The organism is Rhodoferax sp. GW822-FHT02D07, from assembly GCF_058802405.1.
In genome coordinates, this window is record NZ_JBXAOD010000007.1 from 108,437 (window position 1) to 122,683 (window position 14,247).

The window sequence follows — 14,247 nt, forward strand, 5'->3', positions numbered from 1 at the left end:
GGAAACAAGGAGACACCATGAAAGCCGTACTGCTCGCCGGTGGACTCGGAAGCCGGATTTCCGAGGAAACCCATCTCAAGCCCAAACCCATGGTGCTGATCGGGGGCAAACCCATCCTCTGGCACATCATGAAGATGTACTCCGCCCACGGCGTCAACGAGTTCGTGATTTGCTGCGGCTACAAGGGCTATGTCATCAAGGAATACTTCGCCAATTACTTCCTGCACATGTCGGACGTCACCTTTGACATGGCCGACAACCGCATGGAGGTGCACCAGCGCCATGCCGAACCTTGGCGCGTCACGCTGGTGGACACGGGCGAGGACACGCTGACCGGCGGGCGCCTCAAGCGCGTGGCCAGCTATATCGAGAACGAAGAGGCCTTCTGCTTCACCTATGGCGACGGCGTCAGTGATGTGAACATAGGCGCGGCTATCGCCTTTCACCGCCAGCACGGCAAGCTCGCCACGGTCACCGCCGTGCAGCCCCCGGGCCGCTACGGTGCACTCAACCGCGATGGTGACCAGGTCACCGGCTTCACCGAAAAGCCGCGTGGCGAGGGCGGTCTCATCAATGGCGGCTTCTTTGTGCTCTCGCCCAAGGTGCTGCAGTTCATCGAGGGCGACAGCACCAGCTGGGAAGCCACGCCGCTGGAGCAGCTCGCCCAGCGCGGTGAGATGATGGCCTATGAGCACAACGGCTTCTGGCAGCCCATGGACACGCTGCGCGAGAAGAACCTGCTCGAAGAACTCTGGGCCACGGGCAAGGCGCCCTGGAAAACCTGGCAATGAGTGCAGCATGGGTTAACCCCAGCCCCGCCTTCTGGCGGGGCAAGCGCGTCCTGTTGACCGGTCACACGGGGTTCAAGGGCGCCTGGCTGGCCTTGTGGCTGCGGCGCCTGGGGGCCCAGGTCGTGGGTCTGGCGCTGCCACCCAGCACCACGCCAAGCCTGTTTGGCTTGGCCCAGGTTGAGCGCGTGTGCGACAGCCATTTCTGCGATATCCGGGATGCGCAGGCCCTGGCCGAACGCGTGCGCGAGAGCCGCGCCGAGATAGTCTTCCACCTCGCTGCCCAGGCCCTGGTGCGCGCCAGCTACCGCGACCCGCTGGCCACCTTTGCCAGCAATGTCATGGGTACGGCCAACACCCTGGAGGCGGTACGCCAGTTGCCCTCGGTGCGCGCCGTGGTGGTCATCACTACCGACAAGGTCTACGAAAACCTGGAGCACGCGCTGCCTTACCGCGAGACTGATGCGCTGGGCGGTCACGACCCCTATAGCGCGAGCAAGGCGGCCTCGGAAATCGTCATCGCCAGCTATCGGGACTCCTTCTTGAAGGCCCAAGGCGTGGCCGTGGCCTCGGCACGGGCGGGCAATGTCATTGGTGGAGGGGACTGGTCCGAAGACCGGCTCATTCCCGACGCCATACGTGCCTGGCAGGCGGGCAGCAGCCTGCAGATCCGCCGCCCGCAATCCGTGCGGCCCTGGCAGCATGTGCTCGAACCCCTCAACGGCTATCTGCGCCTGGCCGAGCAGCTCCATGCCAATCCGGCGCTAGCCGGTGGCTATAACTTCGGCCCCCATACCCATGAAGCCGCCACCGTGCGCAGCGTGGTGGAACTGGCCCAGGCCGCCTACGGACGCGGCAACGTGGTTTGGGGCGACGGCAGCGAAGGCCCGCACGAAGCTGGTTGGCTGGCACTGGAGATTGCCAAGGCGCGCACCCTGCTGGGCGTGGCGCCGCGCTGGTCGCTGGCCGAATCGGTACGCCGCACCGTGCACTGGTACCGCCAGCAGCAAGACGGTCAGGATGCCGCTGCGCTGTGTGCGGCCGACATTGAAGCCTTTGAGGCAGCCGCATGAGCCACTTCAGCATCACGCCCACTGCGCTGGCGGGTCTAGTACGCTTGGACCGCCAGTTGCTGGGCGATGCACGCGGTTTTCTCACGCGCCTGTTCTGCGCGGAAGAGCTCGCCGCAGCTGGCTGGGACGGCCCCGTCGCCCAGGCCAACCATACGGCCACGGCGCAACAGGGCACGGTGCGTGGCATGCACTTCCAGCATCCGCCGCATGCCGAAATCAAACTGGTGACCTGCGTGCGCGGTGCCGTCTGGGATGTGGCGGTGGACCTGCGCGCCGGCTCTCCCACCTTTTTACAATGGCATGCCGAGGAGCTGTCGGCTGAGAACCACCGCTCGCTGCTGATCCCCAAGGGCTTTGCTCACGGCTTTCAGACGCTCACCGATGACTGCGAGCTCATCTACCTGCACAGCACGCCCTATGCGCCCACGTTTGAGGCCGGCCTGCGCGCCGACGATCCTGCCCTGGCCATTGCCTGGCCCCTGCCGATTACGCAGCGCTCAGCGCGCGATACCCAACACCCCCTGCTTCAAGCGCCATGGAAAGGTTTGACGCTATGAAATGCCGTCACTGCGGTGCGCCGCTGCAACACACGTTTTTGGACCTGGGCTACGCGCCTCCGTCCAATGCCTACCTCAAGCCGGCCGACCTGGTGCGGCCCGAGACCTACTACCCGCTCAAGATCAAGGTTTGCGACAGCTGCTGGCTGGTACAGACCGAGGACTACACCGAGGCCGACGCCCTGTTCAGCCCTGAGTACGCCTACTTCTCCAGCACCTCCACCGGCTGGCTGGCCCATGCGGCGCACTACGCGGCCGACATGACCGAACGCTTTGCGTTGGGCAAGAGCAGCTTGGTGATTGAGGTGGCGTCCAATGACGGCTACCTGCTCAAGAACTTTGTGGCCGCCGGCATCCCCTGCCTGGGCATTGAGCCGACGGACAGCACGGCCGAGGCGGCCGAGGCGCTGGGCATACCGGTGCTGCGCGAATTCTTTGGCGAAGCCTTGGGTAAGCAACTGGCAGCCCAGGGCCGGCAGGCAGACCTGATTGCGGGCAACAACGTCTACGCCCATGTGCCCGATATCAACGACTTCACGCGCGGCCTGGCCGCCGCGCTCAAGCCGCAGGGCACCATCACGCTGGAGTTTCCGCACTTGCTGCAACTGCTGCAGCACACCCAGTTCGACACGGTCTACCACGAGCATTTCTCCTACCTGTCGCTGACCGCCGTGCATCGCATCTTTGCGACCGCCGGTCTGCGCGTCTGGCATGCGGAGACCTTGCCCACGCATGGCGGCAGCCTGCGCGTGTTCGGCTGCCATGCGGCGGACGCACGCGCCAATACCGCCACCGTGGCCAAGATGCTGGCCGAGGAAGAGCGCCAGGGCCTGTTGTCGCTGGCTACCTATCTGAACTTCCAGGCACGTGCCGATGAAGTCAAGAACGGGTTGCTGAGCTTCCTGCTCGAACAAAAGCGCCTTGGCAAAAGCGTGGCCGCCTATGGCGCGGCTGCCAAGGGCAACACCCTGCTCAACTACGCCGGCGTCAAGCCCGACCTGCTGCCCTTTGTCTGCGACGCCGCCGCGGCCAAACAGGGCAAGTACATGCCCGGTAGCCATATCCCCATCTTGCCGCCCGCCGCGCTGGCCGAGCGCCGCCCAGACTATGTGCTGATCCTGCCCTGGAACATTGCCGCCGAGGTGCGCACCCAGAATGCCGCATTGGCGGCGTTGGGCACGCGCTTTGTGACGGCCGTGCCGCAGCTGGAGATTGCATGAGCCAGCGCCTGGTGCTGCTCACGGGTGCTACCGGCTTTGTGGGGCGGCAGGTGCGCCGCGCGCTGGCCGCTCAGGGCGTGGGCCTGCGTCTGGTGGTGCGCACGGGCAGCGAGGCGCGACTGGAGCCGCTGGGGCCGCTGGGGCCGAATGAGTCGGTGTGCCTGACGCCAGACCTGTTTGCAGAAAACGCCGACTGGTGGGCCCGGGCCTGCGCAGGTGTGGATACGGTGGTGCACGCGGCCTGGTACGCCGAGCCAGGGCTGTACCTGCAGTCCCCCAAGAATCTGGACTGCCTGCTGGGCACGCTGCAGTTGGCCAAAGGCGCAGCGCGTGCCGGTGTGCGCCGCTTTGTCGGTGTGGGCACTTGCTTTGAATACGACCTGGCGCCCGGTCATCTGTCGATCGACACACCGCTCAAGCCGCTCACGCCCTACGCGGGCGCCAAGGCCGCAGCCTTTCTGGCCCTCTCGCAGGTGCTGCCGCAGGAAAAGCTGGAGTTCGCCTGGTGCCGCCTGTTTTACCTGTTTGGTGAAGGCGAGGATGCGCGCCGCTTTGTGCCCTATCTGCGCAGCCGCCTCAGCGCAGGCCAGGCCGCCGAGCTGACCACGGGCGAGCAGATTCGCGACTACCTTGATGTGGTCGAGGCTGGGCGGCGCATTGCCGATTGCGCGCTGGGCAGCATGCAAGGCCCCGTGAATGTGTGCTCGGGCCAGGGCATGACGATACGCGCGCTGGCCGAGCGCATTGGCGATGAATTTGGCCGGCGTGATTTGCTGAAGTTCGGCGCGCGCGCGGCCAATCTGGTGGACCCGCCGTGCGTGGTCGGTGTTCTGTAAGCCACCTTTGACGAGAACCAAGCATGAACCTCTTTGAATTGCTGAAATCGGTGAATCTGGAAGGCCCCAAAGGCATTCTGCAGGTGGGCGCCAGCTACGGCCAGGAACTGGACATGTTCCTCAACAACGGCGTCAAGGCCGGTATCCTGATCGAGCCGCTGCCCGAGCCCTTTGCCCACATTGGCAATATCTGCAAGCAGATCCCGAACTTTGTGGCCATCAACACGCTGTGCACTGATGTGGCGGGCGAGACGCACAAATTCCATGTGGCTTCCAACGGCGGCATGAGCAGCAGCATCCTCAAGCCCACCGGCCATCTCAAGGAATTCGACTACGTTAAGTTCGAGCAGGACGTCGAGCTGGTCTCCTCCACGGTGGACGATGTGATGGCATTTCTGGCCAGTAACGGCCATGCCGCGGTGACCAGCCAGATGGATACGCTCTACATGGACGTGCAGGGCGCCGAGTACAAGGTGCTGCTGGGTGCGGTGCGCACGCTGCGCAGCATTCGCTATATTTCAATGGAGTTCATCCGTGGCGACCTGTATGAGGGAGGTGAGACCATGCAGACGTATTGCGCCTTCCTGGAGGCCCAGGGCTTCACCCTGAACAACCTGAACTTCAACGAGCACCACCACGCGGACGCGCTATTCGTACGCAAGTCCATTCTCGGTCTGCACTAAGGCGACCACACTTTTACTTCCCCCTGACACTGACGAGGAGTTCCCATGAGTGATTTTCAACAAGAAGTTGCCGACCGTATCGCCGCGATTGCGGCCGACAAGTCCTTTTGCGACAAGGGTCATGCCTTTCTGCAGGCCTCGGTGGAGCCCAAGTACTCCTACAACTTTGCCTGGCTGGGGCGTCCCATCATCCAGTACCCGCAAGACATCGTGGCCATGCAGGAGCTGATCTGGACGGTCAAGCCCGATCTCATCATCGAGACCGGTATTGCCCACGGCGGCTCCCTGATCTTCAGCGCCTCCATGTTGGCCCAGCTCGACATGTGCGACGCCATCGAGCAGGGCGTGACGCTGGACCCTGCCAAATCCAAGCGCAAGGTGCTGGGTGTCGACATCGACATCCGAGAGCATAACCGCAAGGCCATTGAGGCGCATCCCATGGCCTCGCGCATCCAGATGATCCAGGGCTCCAGCATTGATGCCGACATCATCAAGCAGGTGCACGAGGTCGCGGCCGGCTACAAGCGCGTGCTGGTGTGCCTGGACAGCAACCACACCCACGACCATGCGCTGGCGGAGCTGCATGCCTACGCCTCGCTGACCTCCAAGGGCAGCTACTGCGTGGTGTTTGATACGCTGATCGAAGACATGCCCAAGGAGGTCTACCCCGATCGCCCCTGGGGCCCGGGCAACAACCCCAAGACGGCGGTCTGGGAATTCCTCAAGACGAATTCCGAGTTCGAGATCGACAAGTCCATCCCGGACAAACTGCAGATCACCGTGGCCCCCGACGGTTACCTCAAGCGACGTTGAACCGGCAGCATGGGCAAGATCGCAGTATTCATCCCGGTCCATAACGAAGAGGCCTATATCGCCAAGACGCTGGACAGCCTGCTGGTGCAGGACTATCCGGATTTCGAGGTGCTGGTCTCCGAAAACCATTCGACCGATGGCTCGCTGGCCATACTGCGAGAGTACGAGGCGCGCGACCCCCGCGTGCGGGTGCTGCGGCCCGAGCACAAGCTCAACTCGCACGGCAATATGTGCTTTCTGGCCGACAGGGTCAATGAGGGTGACTACTTCGCCAGCATGATGCTGGGCGGCCATGACCTGGTTTCGCACAATGTGCTGTCCACGGCGGCCCGCTATCTAGAGACCAACCCGTCGTGTGCCATTGCCTACCAGCGCGCCTCCTTTGAGCTCGACGAGCAGGACAACCCGACGCGCCGCTGGCCGACTTGCCATGAGTCGGGTTTCATGAACACCAGTTTCGATGCGTTGTTCACCTTGCTCACGCTGATGTACAACACCCCCATCTTCGGGCTGTGGCGCCAGTCGGTGCGGAAGAAGTCTGCATTTCGCTACCCCTGTGTGGGGGGTGATCACCTGTACGTGGCCGAGGCGGCGCTGCACGGCAGCATCACGCCCATTGACGGCGCGCAAATCTATCTGCGCCGCTCACCGGTGACGGCCAACTACCTGCAAAAGCATTTCACCGACCGCTCGGGCGATGCGGCCGCCGCGCAGGACATGTATGTGCAGCTGGGCTGGCTCTCGGACATCATCGACCAGGCCGCCACCGGCTACCCGCCGCATGCGCGCGAGCTGATGCGCAGCAGTGCCTTTTCGCTGTATCTGCTGCGCTACAACCACCACTTCGATACCTTCCAGTCGACGCTCAGCGCTTTTGCCGCCCAGCCAGATGTCCACCCGCTGATCCATGCGCAAGTGAATCTGGGCGCAGCCTTCAAGGCCATGCTGAAATCCAAACACGAGGGCTCCGGCCCGGCTTCCTGATCGCACCACACCATGCCCAAAGTCGCTTTCTGGATGCCCACCTTCAATGAAGCCAGATTCCTGGCGCGCACCATTGAAACGGTGATGGCGCAAACCCACACTGAAGTGGACCTGATCATCTCTGACAACCACTCCACCGATGGTTCGCGCGAGATCATCGCGCAGTACATGGCGCGTCACCCCAATATCCAGCTCTGGTCGCCACCCGAGCACTGCGCAGCGCTGGACCACTTCTTCTTCATGTGGGCCAAGCTCAAGCAGCTGGATTACGACTTCTTCATCCACACGGGCGGCCATGACTGGGTGGACCCGCGCTATGTAGAGCACCTGCTACGCGCGCACAGCGCCCACCCCGATGCGTCCATCATCTGCGGGCGCGGCGCAGCCTTGGACAAGGAAGACCAGGTGCTGGGCGAGTATTCGGGCAAGACGCCCGGTCTGCAGGGGCCGTACACCCCCTACAACCCCTTCAGCATCATCCTCATGACCTCCAGCAACGTGGCCATCCACGGGCTGATGCCGGCTGCCACCGTGCGCCGCGTGGATTTCCGCTACAAATGCCCGGCGGTGGATGTCATGTTCATTGCCGAGGTGTCTACCTACGGCGACGTGATCTATGTGCCCGATGCGCTGTTCTACCAGCGCATCTCGGGCGCCAGCACGGCGGGTTACCTGGACAAGCACATGGGCGTGTCCGACGAGGATGTGGCTGCGCTGGTGCGCATCATGAACATGCAGTTCCAGTACCTCAGTGAGGTGGCCGACATGGCCTGCGCGCGCCTGCCGGTGCAGTGCCGTGGGCTCTACAAGTCAGCTCTGATGGGCGCGTACTACGTGAAGTGGTGCGCGCCTGACCAGGCCAGCGGCGCGCTGGTGCACATCGGCCCCGTGGTGGAGAAATTCCTGGCCGACATGGAGCGCTCCAGCAAGGACGTGGAGCAGGGCTTGCGCGCGTACTTCGAAAAGACTTAGCGCTTCACCGCAAAGAAGGTGTGGGAGTGGAAGCGCTGGTGCAGGCCTCCGGTCTGGCCGTCTTCCACCACCTCGATGAGGTCCAGCCCGTGGCGGTCCAGCAGGCGCAGGATGTGTTTCTGGGGCAGGCAATGCAGGCTCCAGCCTTCAAACTGCTCCTTTTCCAGTCCCAGGTGGTATGCGACCTGGTAGCCATAGCCGGGGTTGAAGGTGGCGGTCTGGAAGAAGGCCACGCCACCGGGCTGTAGCAAGCCAAGAATCTGGTCCAGCAGATAGTGCTGCACGGGCGGCGGGTTGTGCTGCAGCACGATGACCGAGACAAACGCATCGATCGGGCCGATGGTGCTAATTTGTTCGGGGGACTGCAGCAGCAGGGTCTGGACGTTCTGGATGTTGGCCTGCGCCAGGCGTTGCTGGCACTGGGCCAGGTTGCCGGGAGAAATGTCGGCACCCACCACGCGTGCGAAATGTGCGGACAGGGGCTTGGTGATGCGGCCCACGCCACAACCCAATTCCAGACAGACCCCGGTGGGCAGCGCCACCTGGTTGCGCGCGGCCAGCACTTGCAGGCGCCGCACCACTTCCTGCCCCGAGGATTCGAGCAGATGCATGTTCTCGTCGATCTTGTCCTTGTGGAACTGGGGATTGGAGAGTACCGAGGCATAGGGCTCGCTCTCGCCATAGCTGGTCCACTGTGCCTGGATGCGGGCAAACAGCGCCTGGTGTTCGGCCTCGCTCATCTCCACCTGGAGGGGGCGGCCTTCGTGGTCAAAGCTGGTTGCCAGGAAGTTCTGAATCAGGGTTTCGGACATGGGCGGTTTCTCGGAAGGTGGCGCGGATACCATCGGTTTTGTGGCGCTGGTTTGCTATGAAAAAGATAGCTGTTTGCGCAAATTCCATGAGGGCTATATCGCTATTTTTTTGAAAATGGTGAGGGCGGTGCCCCTCACACTTGCATGTTCATGATGTCGGTATAGGCTTGTACCATGCGGTTGCGTACATGCAGCGTGGCCTGGAAGCCGATCTGCGCCTTCTGGATGGCCACCATGGTTTCTTCCAGACTCACCTTGGGGTTTTCCATCTGCACTTCCTTCTGCAGTTGGGTCGCCTGATTCTGCGCTGCGCTGACCGATTGCAGCGCGCCCTTGAGGGCCGTGGAGAAGCCTCCGCCCACCCCATCCGAGGACGTGGAAGCGGGCGAACGCACCCCGGTGCTGGGGCGCACCGTGGTGGGCATGGTGACGGGAGTGAGTTTGAGGTCCATGGCACAGCTTCCAAGTCTTGGGGTGGGGGCAATCCTAAGACCGGGGCCAGGGACGTATTTTTTTGAATTGCCGGGTAAAGCCCGTGCTTTTTGTCCTAATGTTTTCGGGGGTGGGTCGAATAATCGACTCCAAGCTCTGAGGCGAACCCCGCCCTCGTACCGAACCCCATGGATATGCAAGCTGTAGCCACCGTCCCCGTCAACCCCACCATCGGGCAGCGCCTTGCCGCGATGGACCAGCGCCAGCGCCTGCGCCTGGCCGTGGGGGTGCTGCTGTTTGTGGCGATCGGCATCGTCGGCCTCGTCATGGGGCGGCAAGCCGAGTGGCGCGTGCTGTATTCCAATCTGGCAGACAAGGATGGCGGCGCGGTGATCTCCCAGCTCACCACCATGAACGTGCCCTACAAGTACACCGAAGGCGGCGGCTCCATCCTGGTGCCGGCCGATCGCGTGCACGACGTGCGGCTCAAGCTAGCCTCCCTGGGCCTGCCCAAGGGTTCGGTGAGCGGCTTTGAGATGATGGAAGCGAACCGCTTCGGCATGACCCAATTCCAGGAGCGCTTGACGTTCCAGCGGGGCCTGGAGGGTGAGCTGACTCGCTCCATCCAGGCCCTGTCTTCCGTGTCCAGCGCCCGTGTGCACCTGGCGCTGCCCAACCAGAACGGTTTCTTCCGCGAACAGCAAAAGCCTTCCGCTTCCGTGCTGTTGAGCCTGCACGCAGGTCGCCAGCTGGACCGCACCCAGTTGGCCGGCATTGTGCATCTGGTGGCTTCCAGCGTCCCCGAGATGAGCCCCAGCGCGGTCAGCGTGCTCGACGACTCCGGCAAGCTGCTCTCCGAAATGCCCGATGCGGGTGGCAAGGGCGCCGACGCCGAGCAACTGCAGTACGTGCAGCAAATAGAACAGCTCTATAGCCGCCGCATTCTCGATATTCTGGAGCCGCTGGTGGGCAAGCAGAACGTCAAGGCCCAGGTCACGGCCGAGTTGGACTTCTCGCAGACCGAGTCCACCATTGAATCCCACAAGCCCAACCAGACGCCTGACAGCGGCGCCGTGCGCAGCCAGCAACTGGTCGAGAGCAGCAATGGCGCCACACCCAGCCCGCCATCCGGTATTCCGGGTGCCACCACCAACCAGCCGCCTGCCCAGCCCGGCGCGCCCATCAACGGCCAGGCCCAGGCCCTGGCGGCTGCCGGCCAAAGCGGTGCAGGAGGCGGCAGCAATGCCTCTTCCAAGAAAGAATCCATCATCAATTACGAGGTGGACAAGACCATACGAGTCATCAAGGGCGCCAGTGGTGTGATCAAGCGCATCAATGCGGCGGTGGTGCTCAACAACCAGACCATCACGGATGACAAGGGTAAGGCCACCAGCACACCGCTGAGCGATGCCCAACTGGAGAAGATGACGGCGCTGGTGCGTGAATCCGTGGGCTTCAACCAGGACCGTGGTGACTCGGTCAACGTGGTCAACGCGCCTTTCGCCCCGGTGACGGTGGAAGCCAACGATGTGCCGATCTGGCGCCAGCCCGAGGTGGTGGACCTGGCGCGCAGCCTAGCCTGGCCGCTGGGCACGCTGGGGCTGGCCGCGCTGGTGGTGGTGGGTCTGATTCGCCCGGCCATGAAGTCGCTGGCACCGGCCGCTGCGGGTAGCGGCGGCGAGCCCAGCGACGACCTGATGCGCGCGGGCGGCCTCGATGCACTGGAGTCCGAGCAGCCAGACCGACCACAGCTTGGCGGCCCGGGTCTGGACGCCAATAACGGCCTGGCCTCGCCAGCCGAGCAGCGCCTGGAAGATGCGCGCAAGCTCACGCGGGACAACCCCGCAGCCGTGGCGAACATCGTCAAGGCCTGGATGAACGGCGAGGCGCCAGCCTAAGGGGCGGCGCACAATAAGACCATGGCAAACGAAGACGGACTCCAAGACGCGGCAATCCTCATGATGTCTCTGGGCGAAGCAGAGGCATCGGAGGTGTTCAAACACCTGTCGCCCAAGGAGGTGCAGCGCCTGGGTGAGGCGATTGCGCGCACCACCCAGCTCACGCGCGAACGCGTCGACGAGGTGGTGGAAAAATTCACCGGCGTGGCGGCCTCACAGAGTCTGCTGGTCTCCAACTCGGGTGACTATGTGCGCTCGGTGCTCAAGCTCGCACTGGGAGACGACAAGGCTGCCCTGCTGATCGACCGCATCCTGCAAGGTGGCGACGTTTCCGGCATCGAGAGCCTGAAGTGGATGGACCCACTGAGCGTGGCCGAGCTGCTACGGAACGAACACCCGCAGATCGTCGCGGCCATCCTGGTGCACCTGGACTACGACCAGGCGGCCGATGTGCTCAAGTACCTGACCGAGCGCCAGCGCAACGAAGTCATGCTGCGCATTGCCACCATGGAAGGCATCCAGCCCACTGCGCTCAAGGACCTCAACGAGGTGCTATTTAAGGTACTGGCGGGCGGCGACAAGATCCGCAAGTCCTCGCTGGGCGGTATCAAGACGGCGGCCGAAATGATCAACCTCATGGGCACGGCCATCGAAGGTACGGTGATCGAGTCCATCCGCAGCCACGATGCAGATTTGGCGCAAAAGATCATGGACAAGATGTTCGTTTTCGACGACGTCATCAAGCTCGACGACAAGGCCATCCAGATGGTGCTCAAGGAAGTGTCCTCAGATGTGCTCATCGTCGCGCTCAAGGGCGCCCAGCCCGAGCTCAAGGAGAAGATCCTGGCCAATATGTCCTCGCGCGCCGCAGCCACGCTCAAGGAAGATCTGGAGTCGCGCGGCCCCATGCGCCTGTCCGAGGTCGAGGCCCAGCAGAAGGAGATCCTCAAGACGGTACGCCGCTTGGCGGACGAAGGGCAGATTGTCATTGGCGGTGGAGGTGGCGACGACGCCATGGTCTGATGAGCCGCAACCAAGCTCGCTTCATCCCCGGCGAAGAAGTCGCCACCGTTACCGAATGGGATTTCGGCGCGGTCGACCAGGCCTCGGTGCGCTTTGCCGCCAAGATCAAGGCCCAGGCCGATGCCGAAGCCCTGGTGCGTGACAAGGAGCTGCGCCAGTCGGGCTACGCGGAAGGCTATGCCGCCGGCTATGCCCAGGGCCATGCCCAGGCCACGCTGGAAGGCCAACGCCAGATCAACGACTACATCGCCAATGAGGGCAAGCAGACGGCGGCCCAGTTTGCCGCGCTGTTTGAACACGCGAATGCGCAGCTCGCTGCATCCGAGGGCGTGATGGCCCAGGGCGTGCTGGAGCTTGCCTGTGAGCTGGCGCGCCAGGTGCTGCGCCATGAGCTCTCCAGCAACCCCAACGCGGCCTTGCCCGTGGTACGCGAGGCATTGGGCCTGCTGGCTGTGGACAACAAGGCCGCTGTGGTGCGTCTGCACCCGCTGGACCTGGATGTGCTCGACGAGGTATTGCGCCAGGAATATCCCAGCCTTTCACTGACCCTGCTGCCCGACGCCAGTCTGGCGCGTGGCGGTTGCCTGGTCGAGGCGGCCGGCACTGTGGTCGACGGCACTGTGGAAAAACGCTGGCTGCGTGCGCTGGCCAGCCTAGGCCTTGAGCGGCCCTGGGAGGGCGACGATGACGACGCCTGAGACCGATGTACCCAGCGGAGTCAGCAGCCTGCTGAGCGGTGCGCCGCAGTGGCAGGCCTTTCTGGATGGCGCGCGCGCGCGCGCTGCCCATGAGCTGCCGCTGGAGGTACGCGGCACGCTCACGCGCCTGACCGGCCTGGTGTTGGAGGCCAGTGGCATCCGTATGCCAGTGGGCTCGCAATGTGTGGTCAGCATGAAGGCGCGCGAGCCGGTGCTGGCCGAGGTGGTCGGTTTTGCGGGTGACCGTGCTTATCTGATGCCGGCCGGCGATGTTTACGGACTCTCCAGTGGTGCCGGTGTGGCCGTGGCGGCTGCGTATGTGCCGGTGCCGCGCTTGGGCGAGCCCGCGCCGCCGGCCGATGCCACGGCTCCGGGCCTGCTGCGCCTGCCTTTGGGTGATGGCCTGCTGGGCCGTGTGGTCGACTCCCAGGGCAACCCCATGGACCGTGGCGGCCCGCTGCAGGACGTGGTGGCGCGCCCCATGGACCGCAAACCCATCAACGCCATGGATCGCGCGCCCGTGCGCGAACCGCTGGACACCGGCGTGCGCTCCATCAACGCCCTGCTGACGGTGGGGCGCGGCCAGCGCTTGGGCCTGTTTGCTGGGTCGGGCGTGGGCAAGAGCGTGCTGCTGGGCATGATGGCGCGCTACACCCAGGCCGATGTGATCGTGGTGGGCCTGATCGGCGAGCGTGGCCGTGAAGTCAAGGAATTCATCGAAGACATCCTGGGTGAGGAGGGCCGCGCGCGCTCCGTCGTGGTGGCCGCGCCGGCCGACGCACCGCCGCTCTTGCGCATGCAGGGCGCTGCCTACGCCACGGCCGTGGCCGAGTACTTTCGCGACCAGGGCCGGCATGTGCTGCTGCTCATGGATTCGCTCACGCGCTATGCCATGGCGCAGCGCGAGATCGCGCTGGCCATTGGCGAGCCGCCTGCTACCAAGGGCTATCCGCCGTCCTGCTTTGCCAAACTGCCTCAACTGGTGGAGCGCAGCGGCAATGGCCTGCATGGCGTGGGTTCCATCACTGCCTTCTATACCGTGCTGACCGAGGGCGACGACCAGCAGGACCCGATTGCCGATGCGGCGCGCGCCATCCTGGATGGTCACATCGTGCTCTCGCGCCGCCTGGCCGAGGCTGGCCATTACCCCGCCATCGATGTGGAGCAGTCCGCCTCCCGCGTCATGCACAACGTGGTCCCGCGCGAACACTTCGAGCTGGCGCGCCGCTTCCGGGGCCTCTACTCGCGCTATGAAAAAGGCCGCGACCTGGTTCAGATCGGCGCTTACGCGCCGGGCTCGGACCCCATGCTGGACGAAGCGATTGCGCTGCACCCACCCATGCACCAGTTCCTGCAGCAGGACATGTTGCAGGGATCGAGCATGGACGAGGCTGTGCAGGGCATGGCCATCAGCACCTCCCTGCAGCAGGCTGCTGCCTACCAGGCCTGATAGGAGCA

General features: G+C 63.9%; 15 protein-coding genes. 13 read left to right on the top strand and 2 right to left on the bottom strand.

The features are described from left to right. Positions 1 to 17 precede the first annotated feature (17 nt). The 9 genes from rfbF to AC1RNN_RS15860 are packed head-to-tail and all read left to right on the top strand — an operon-like array spanning position 18 to position 7,926. On the top strand, positions 18 to 791 hold the full coding sequence (rfbF, locus tag AC1RNN_RS15820) for a glucose-1-phosphate cytidylyltransferase (RefSeq protein WP_493090185.1): 774 nt from the start codon (positions 18 to 20) through the stop codon (positions 789 to 791). After that, positions 788 to 1,861, top strand: coding sequence for a CDP-glucose 4,6-dehydratase (gene rfbG, locus AC1RNN_RS15825; protein WP_493090183.1), 1,074 nt, complete (start codon positions 788 to 790; stop codon positions 1,859 to 1,861). Before rfbF ends, rfbG begins: the two co-directional genes overlap by 4 nt. Continuing rightward, complete coding sequence (locus AC1RNN_RS15830; RefSeq protein WP_493090181.1) at positions 1,858 to 2,418, top strand: dTDP-4-dehydrorhamnose 3,5-epimerase family protein; 561 nt, start codon at positions 1,858 to 1,860, stop codon at positions 2,416 to 2,418. The genes rfbG and AC1RNN_RS15830 overlap by 4 nt, the downstream gene beginning before the upstream one ends. Next, on the top strand, positions 2,415 to 3,638 hold the full coding sequence (locus tag AC1RNN_RS15835) for a class I SAM-dependent methyltransferase (RefSeq protein ID WP_493090180.1): 1,224 nt from the start codon (positions 2,415 to 2,417) through the stop codon (positions 3,636 to 3,638). The genes AC1RNN_RS15830 and AC1RNN_RS15835 overlap by 4 nt, the downstream gene beginning before the upstream one ends. Then, the gene (locus AC1RNN_RS15840; RefSeq protein ID WP_493090179.1) at positions 3,635 to 4,474 is read left to right on the top strand and encodes an NAD-dependent epimerase/dehydratase family protein; all 840 of its coding nucleotides are present in this window, start codon (positions 3,635 to 3,637) and stop codon (positions 4,472 to 4,474) included. Before AC1RNN_RS15835 ends, AC1RNN_RS15840 begins: the two co-directional genes overlap by 4 nt. 23 nt (positions 4,475 to 4,497) lie before the next feature. Next, complete coding sequence (locus AC1RNN_RS15845) at positions 4,498 to 5,157, top strand: FkbM family methyltransferase (RefSeq protein ID WP_493090178.1); 660 nt, start codon at positions 4,498 to 4,500, stop codon at positions 5,155 to 5,157. Positions 5,158 to 5,202: 45 nt separating this feature from the next. Beyond that, positions 5,203 to 5,970, top strand: coding sequence for a cephalosporin hydroxylase family protein (locus AC1RNN_RS15850; RefSeq protein WP_493090177.1), 768 nt, complete (start codon positions 5,203 to 5,205; stop codon positions 5,968 to 5,970). A gap of 9 nt (positions 5,971 to 5,979) precedes the next feature. Next, positions 5,980 to 6,954, top strand: coding sequence for a glycosyltransferase family 2 protein (locus tag AC1RNN_RS15855; protein WP_493090176.1), 975 nt, complete (start codon positions 5,980 to 5,982; stop codon positions 6,952 to 6,954). A gap of 12 nt (positions 6,955 to 6,966) precedes the next feature. Continuing rightward, the gene (locus tag AC1RNN_RS15860; protein ID WP_493090175.1) at positions 6,967 to 7,926 is read left to right on the top strand and encodes a glycosyltransferase family 2 protein; all 960 of its coding nucleotides are present in this window, start codon (positions 6,967 to 6,969) and stop codon (positions 7,924 to 7,926) included. On the opposite strand, the gene AC1RNN_RS15865 is transcribed toward AC1RNN_RS15860, so the two are convergent. Both AC1RNN_RS15865 and fliE read right to left on the bottom strand, forming a co-directional pair. Next, a complete protein-coding gene (locus tag AC1RNN_RS15865; RefSeq protein ID WP_493090174.1) occupies positions 7,923 to 8,738 on the bottom strand; it encodes a class I SAM-dependent methyltransferase in 816 nt (271 codons plus the stop codon). The two genes, AC1RNN_RS15860 and AC1RNN_RS15865, sit on opposite strands and share 4 nt — an antisense overlap. 134 nt (positions 8,739 to 8,872) lie before the next feature. Then, complete coding sequence (gene fliE / locus AC1RNN_RS15870) at positions 8,873 to 9,190, bottom strand: flagellar hook-basal body complex protein FliE (protein WP_493090173.1); 318 nt, start codon at positions 9,188 to 9,190, stop codon at positions 8,873 to 8,875. A 174-nt stretch (positions 9,191 to 9,364) separates the two neighbouring features. Here fliE and fliF point away from each other — a divergent pair, with 174 nt between their 5' ends. The 4 genes from fliF to fliI are packed head-to-tail and all read left to right on the top strand — an operon-like array spanning position 9,365 to position 14,239. Beyond that, positions 9,365 to 11,068, top strand: a complete 1,704-nt coding sequence (fliF, locus tag AC1RNN_RS15875) for a flagellar basal-body MS-ring/collar protein FliF (protein ID WP_493090172.1) — start codon at positions 9,365 to 9,367, stop codon at positions 11,066 to 11,068. Between the two features lie 21 nt (positions 11,069 to 11,089). Next, positions 11,090 to 12,091, top strand: coding sequence for a flagellar motor switch protein FliG (fliG, locus tag AC1RNN_RS15880; protein WP_493090171.1), 1,002 nt, complete (start codon positions 11,090 to 11,092; stop codon positions 12,089 to 12,091). Beyond that, on the top strand, positions 12,091 to 12,789 hold the full coding sequence (locus AC1RNN_RS15885) for a FliH/SctL family protein (RefSeq protein WP_493090170.1): 699 nt from the start codon (positions 12,091 to 12,093) through the stop codon (positions 12,787 to 12,789). Before fliG ends, AC1RNN_RS15885 begins: the two co-directional genes overlap by 1 nt. Beyond that, complete coding sequence (gene fliI, locus AC1RNN_RS15890) at positions 12,776 to 14,239, top strand: flagellar protein export ATPase FliI (protein WP_493090169.1); 1,464 nt, start codon at positions 12,776 to 12,778, stop codon at positions 14,237 to 14,239. The genes AC1RNN_RS15885 and fliI overlap by 14 nt, the downstream gene beginning before the upstream one ends. Positions 14,240 to 14,247: the final 8 nt, after the last annotated feature.

Excerpts from the sequence above, each read along its gene's own strand:
- rfbF (WP_493090185.1), top strand. The coding sequence starts at position 18 with ATGAAAGCCGTACTGCTCGCCGGTGGACTCGGAAGCCGGATTTCCGAG.
- rfbG (WP_493090183.1), top strand. The coding sequence starts at position 788 with ATGAGTGCAGCATGGGTTAACCCCAGCCCCGCCTTCTGGCGGGGCAAG.
- AC1RNN_RS15830 (WP_493090181.1), top strand. The coding sequence starts at position 1,858 with ATGAGCCACTTCAGCATCACGCCCACTGCGCTGGCGGGTCTAGTACGC.
- AC1RNN_RS15835 (WP_493090180.1), top strand. The coding sequence starts at position 2,415 with ATGAAATGCCGTCACTGCGGTGCGCCGCTGCAACACACGTTTTTGGAC.
- AC1RNN_RS15840 (WP_493090179.1), top strand. The coding sequence starts at position 3,635 with ATGAGCCAGCGCCTGGTGCTGCTCACGGGTGCTACCGGCTTTGTGGGG.
- AC1RNN_RS15845 (WP_493090178.1), top strand. The coding sequence starts at position 4,498 with ATGAACCTCTTTGAATTGCTGAAATCGGTGAATCTGGAAGGCCCCAAA.
- AC1RNN_RS15850 (WP_493090177.1), top strand. The coding sequence starts at position 5,203 with ATGAGTGATTTTCAACAAGAAGTTGCCGACCGTATCGCCGCGATTGCG.
- AC1RNN_RS15855 (WP_493090176.1), top strand. The coding sequence starts at position 5,980 with ATGGGCAAGATCGCAGTATTCATCCCGGTCCATAACGAAGAGGCCTAT.
- AC1RNN_RS15860 (WP_493090175.1), top strand. The coding sequence starts at position 6,967 with ATGCCCAAAGTCGCTTTCTGGATGCCCACCTTCAATGAAGCCAGATTC.
- AC1RNN_RS15865 (WP_493090174.1), bottom strand. The coding sequence starts at position 8,738 with ATGTCCGAAACCCTGATTCAGAACTTCCTGGCAACCAGCTTTGACCAC.
- fliE (WP_493090173.1), bottom strand. The coding sequence starts at position 9,190 with ATGGACCTCAAACTCACTCCCGTCACCATGCCCACCACGGTGCGCCCC.
- fliF (WP_493090172.1), top strand. The coding sequence starts at position 9,365 with ATGCAAGCTGTAGCCACCGTCCCCGTCAACCCCACCATCGGGCAGCGC.
- fliG (WP_493090171.1), top strand. The coding sequence starts at position 11,090 with ATGGCAAACGAAGACGGACTCCAAGACGCGGCAATCCTCATGATGTCT.
- AC1RNN_RS15885 (WP_493090170.1), top strand. The coding sequence starts at position 12,091 with ATGAGCCGCAACCAAGCTCGCTTCATCCCCGGCGAAGAAGTCGCCACC.
- fliI (WP_493090169.1), top strand. The coding sequence starts at position 12,776 with ATGACGACGCCTGAGACCGATGTACCCAGCGGAGTCAGCAGCCTGCTG.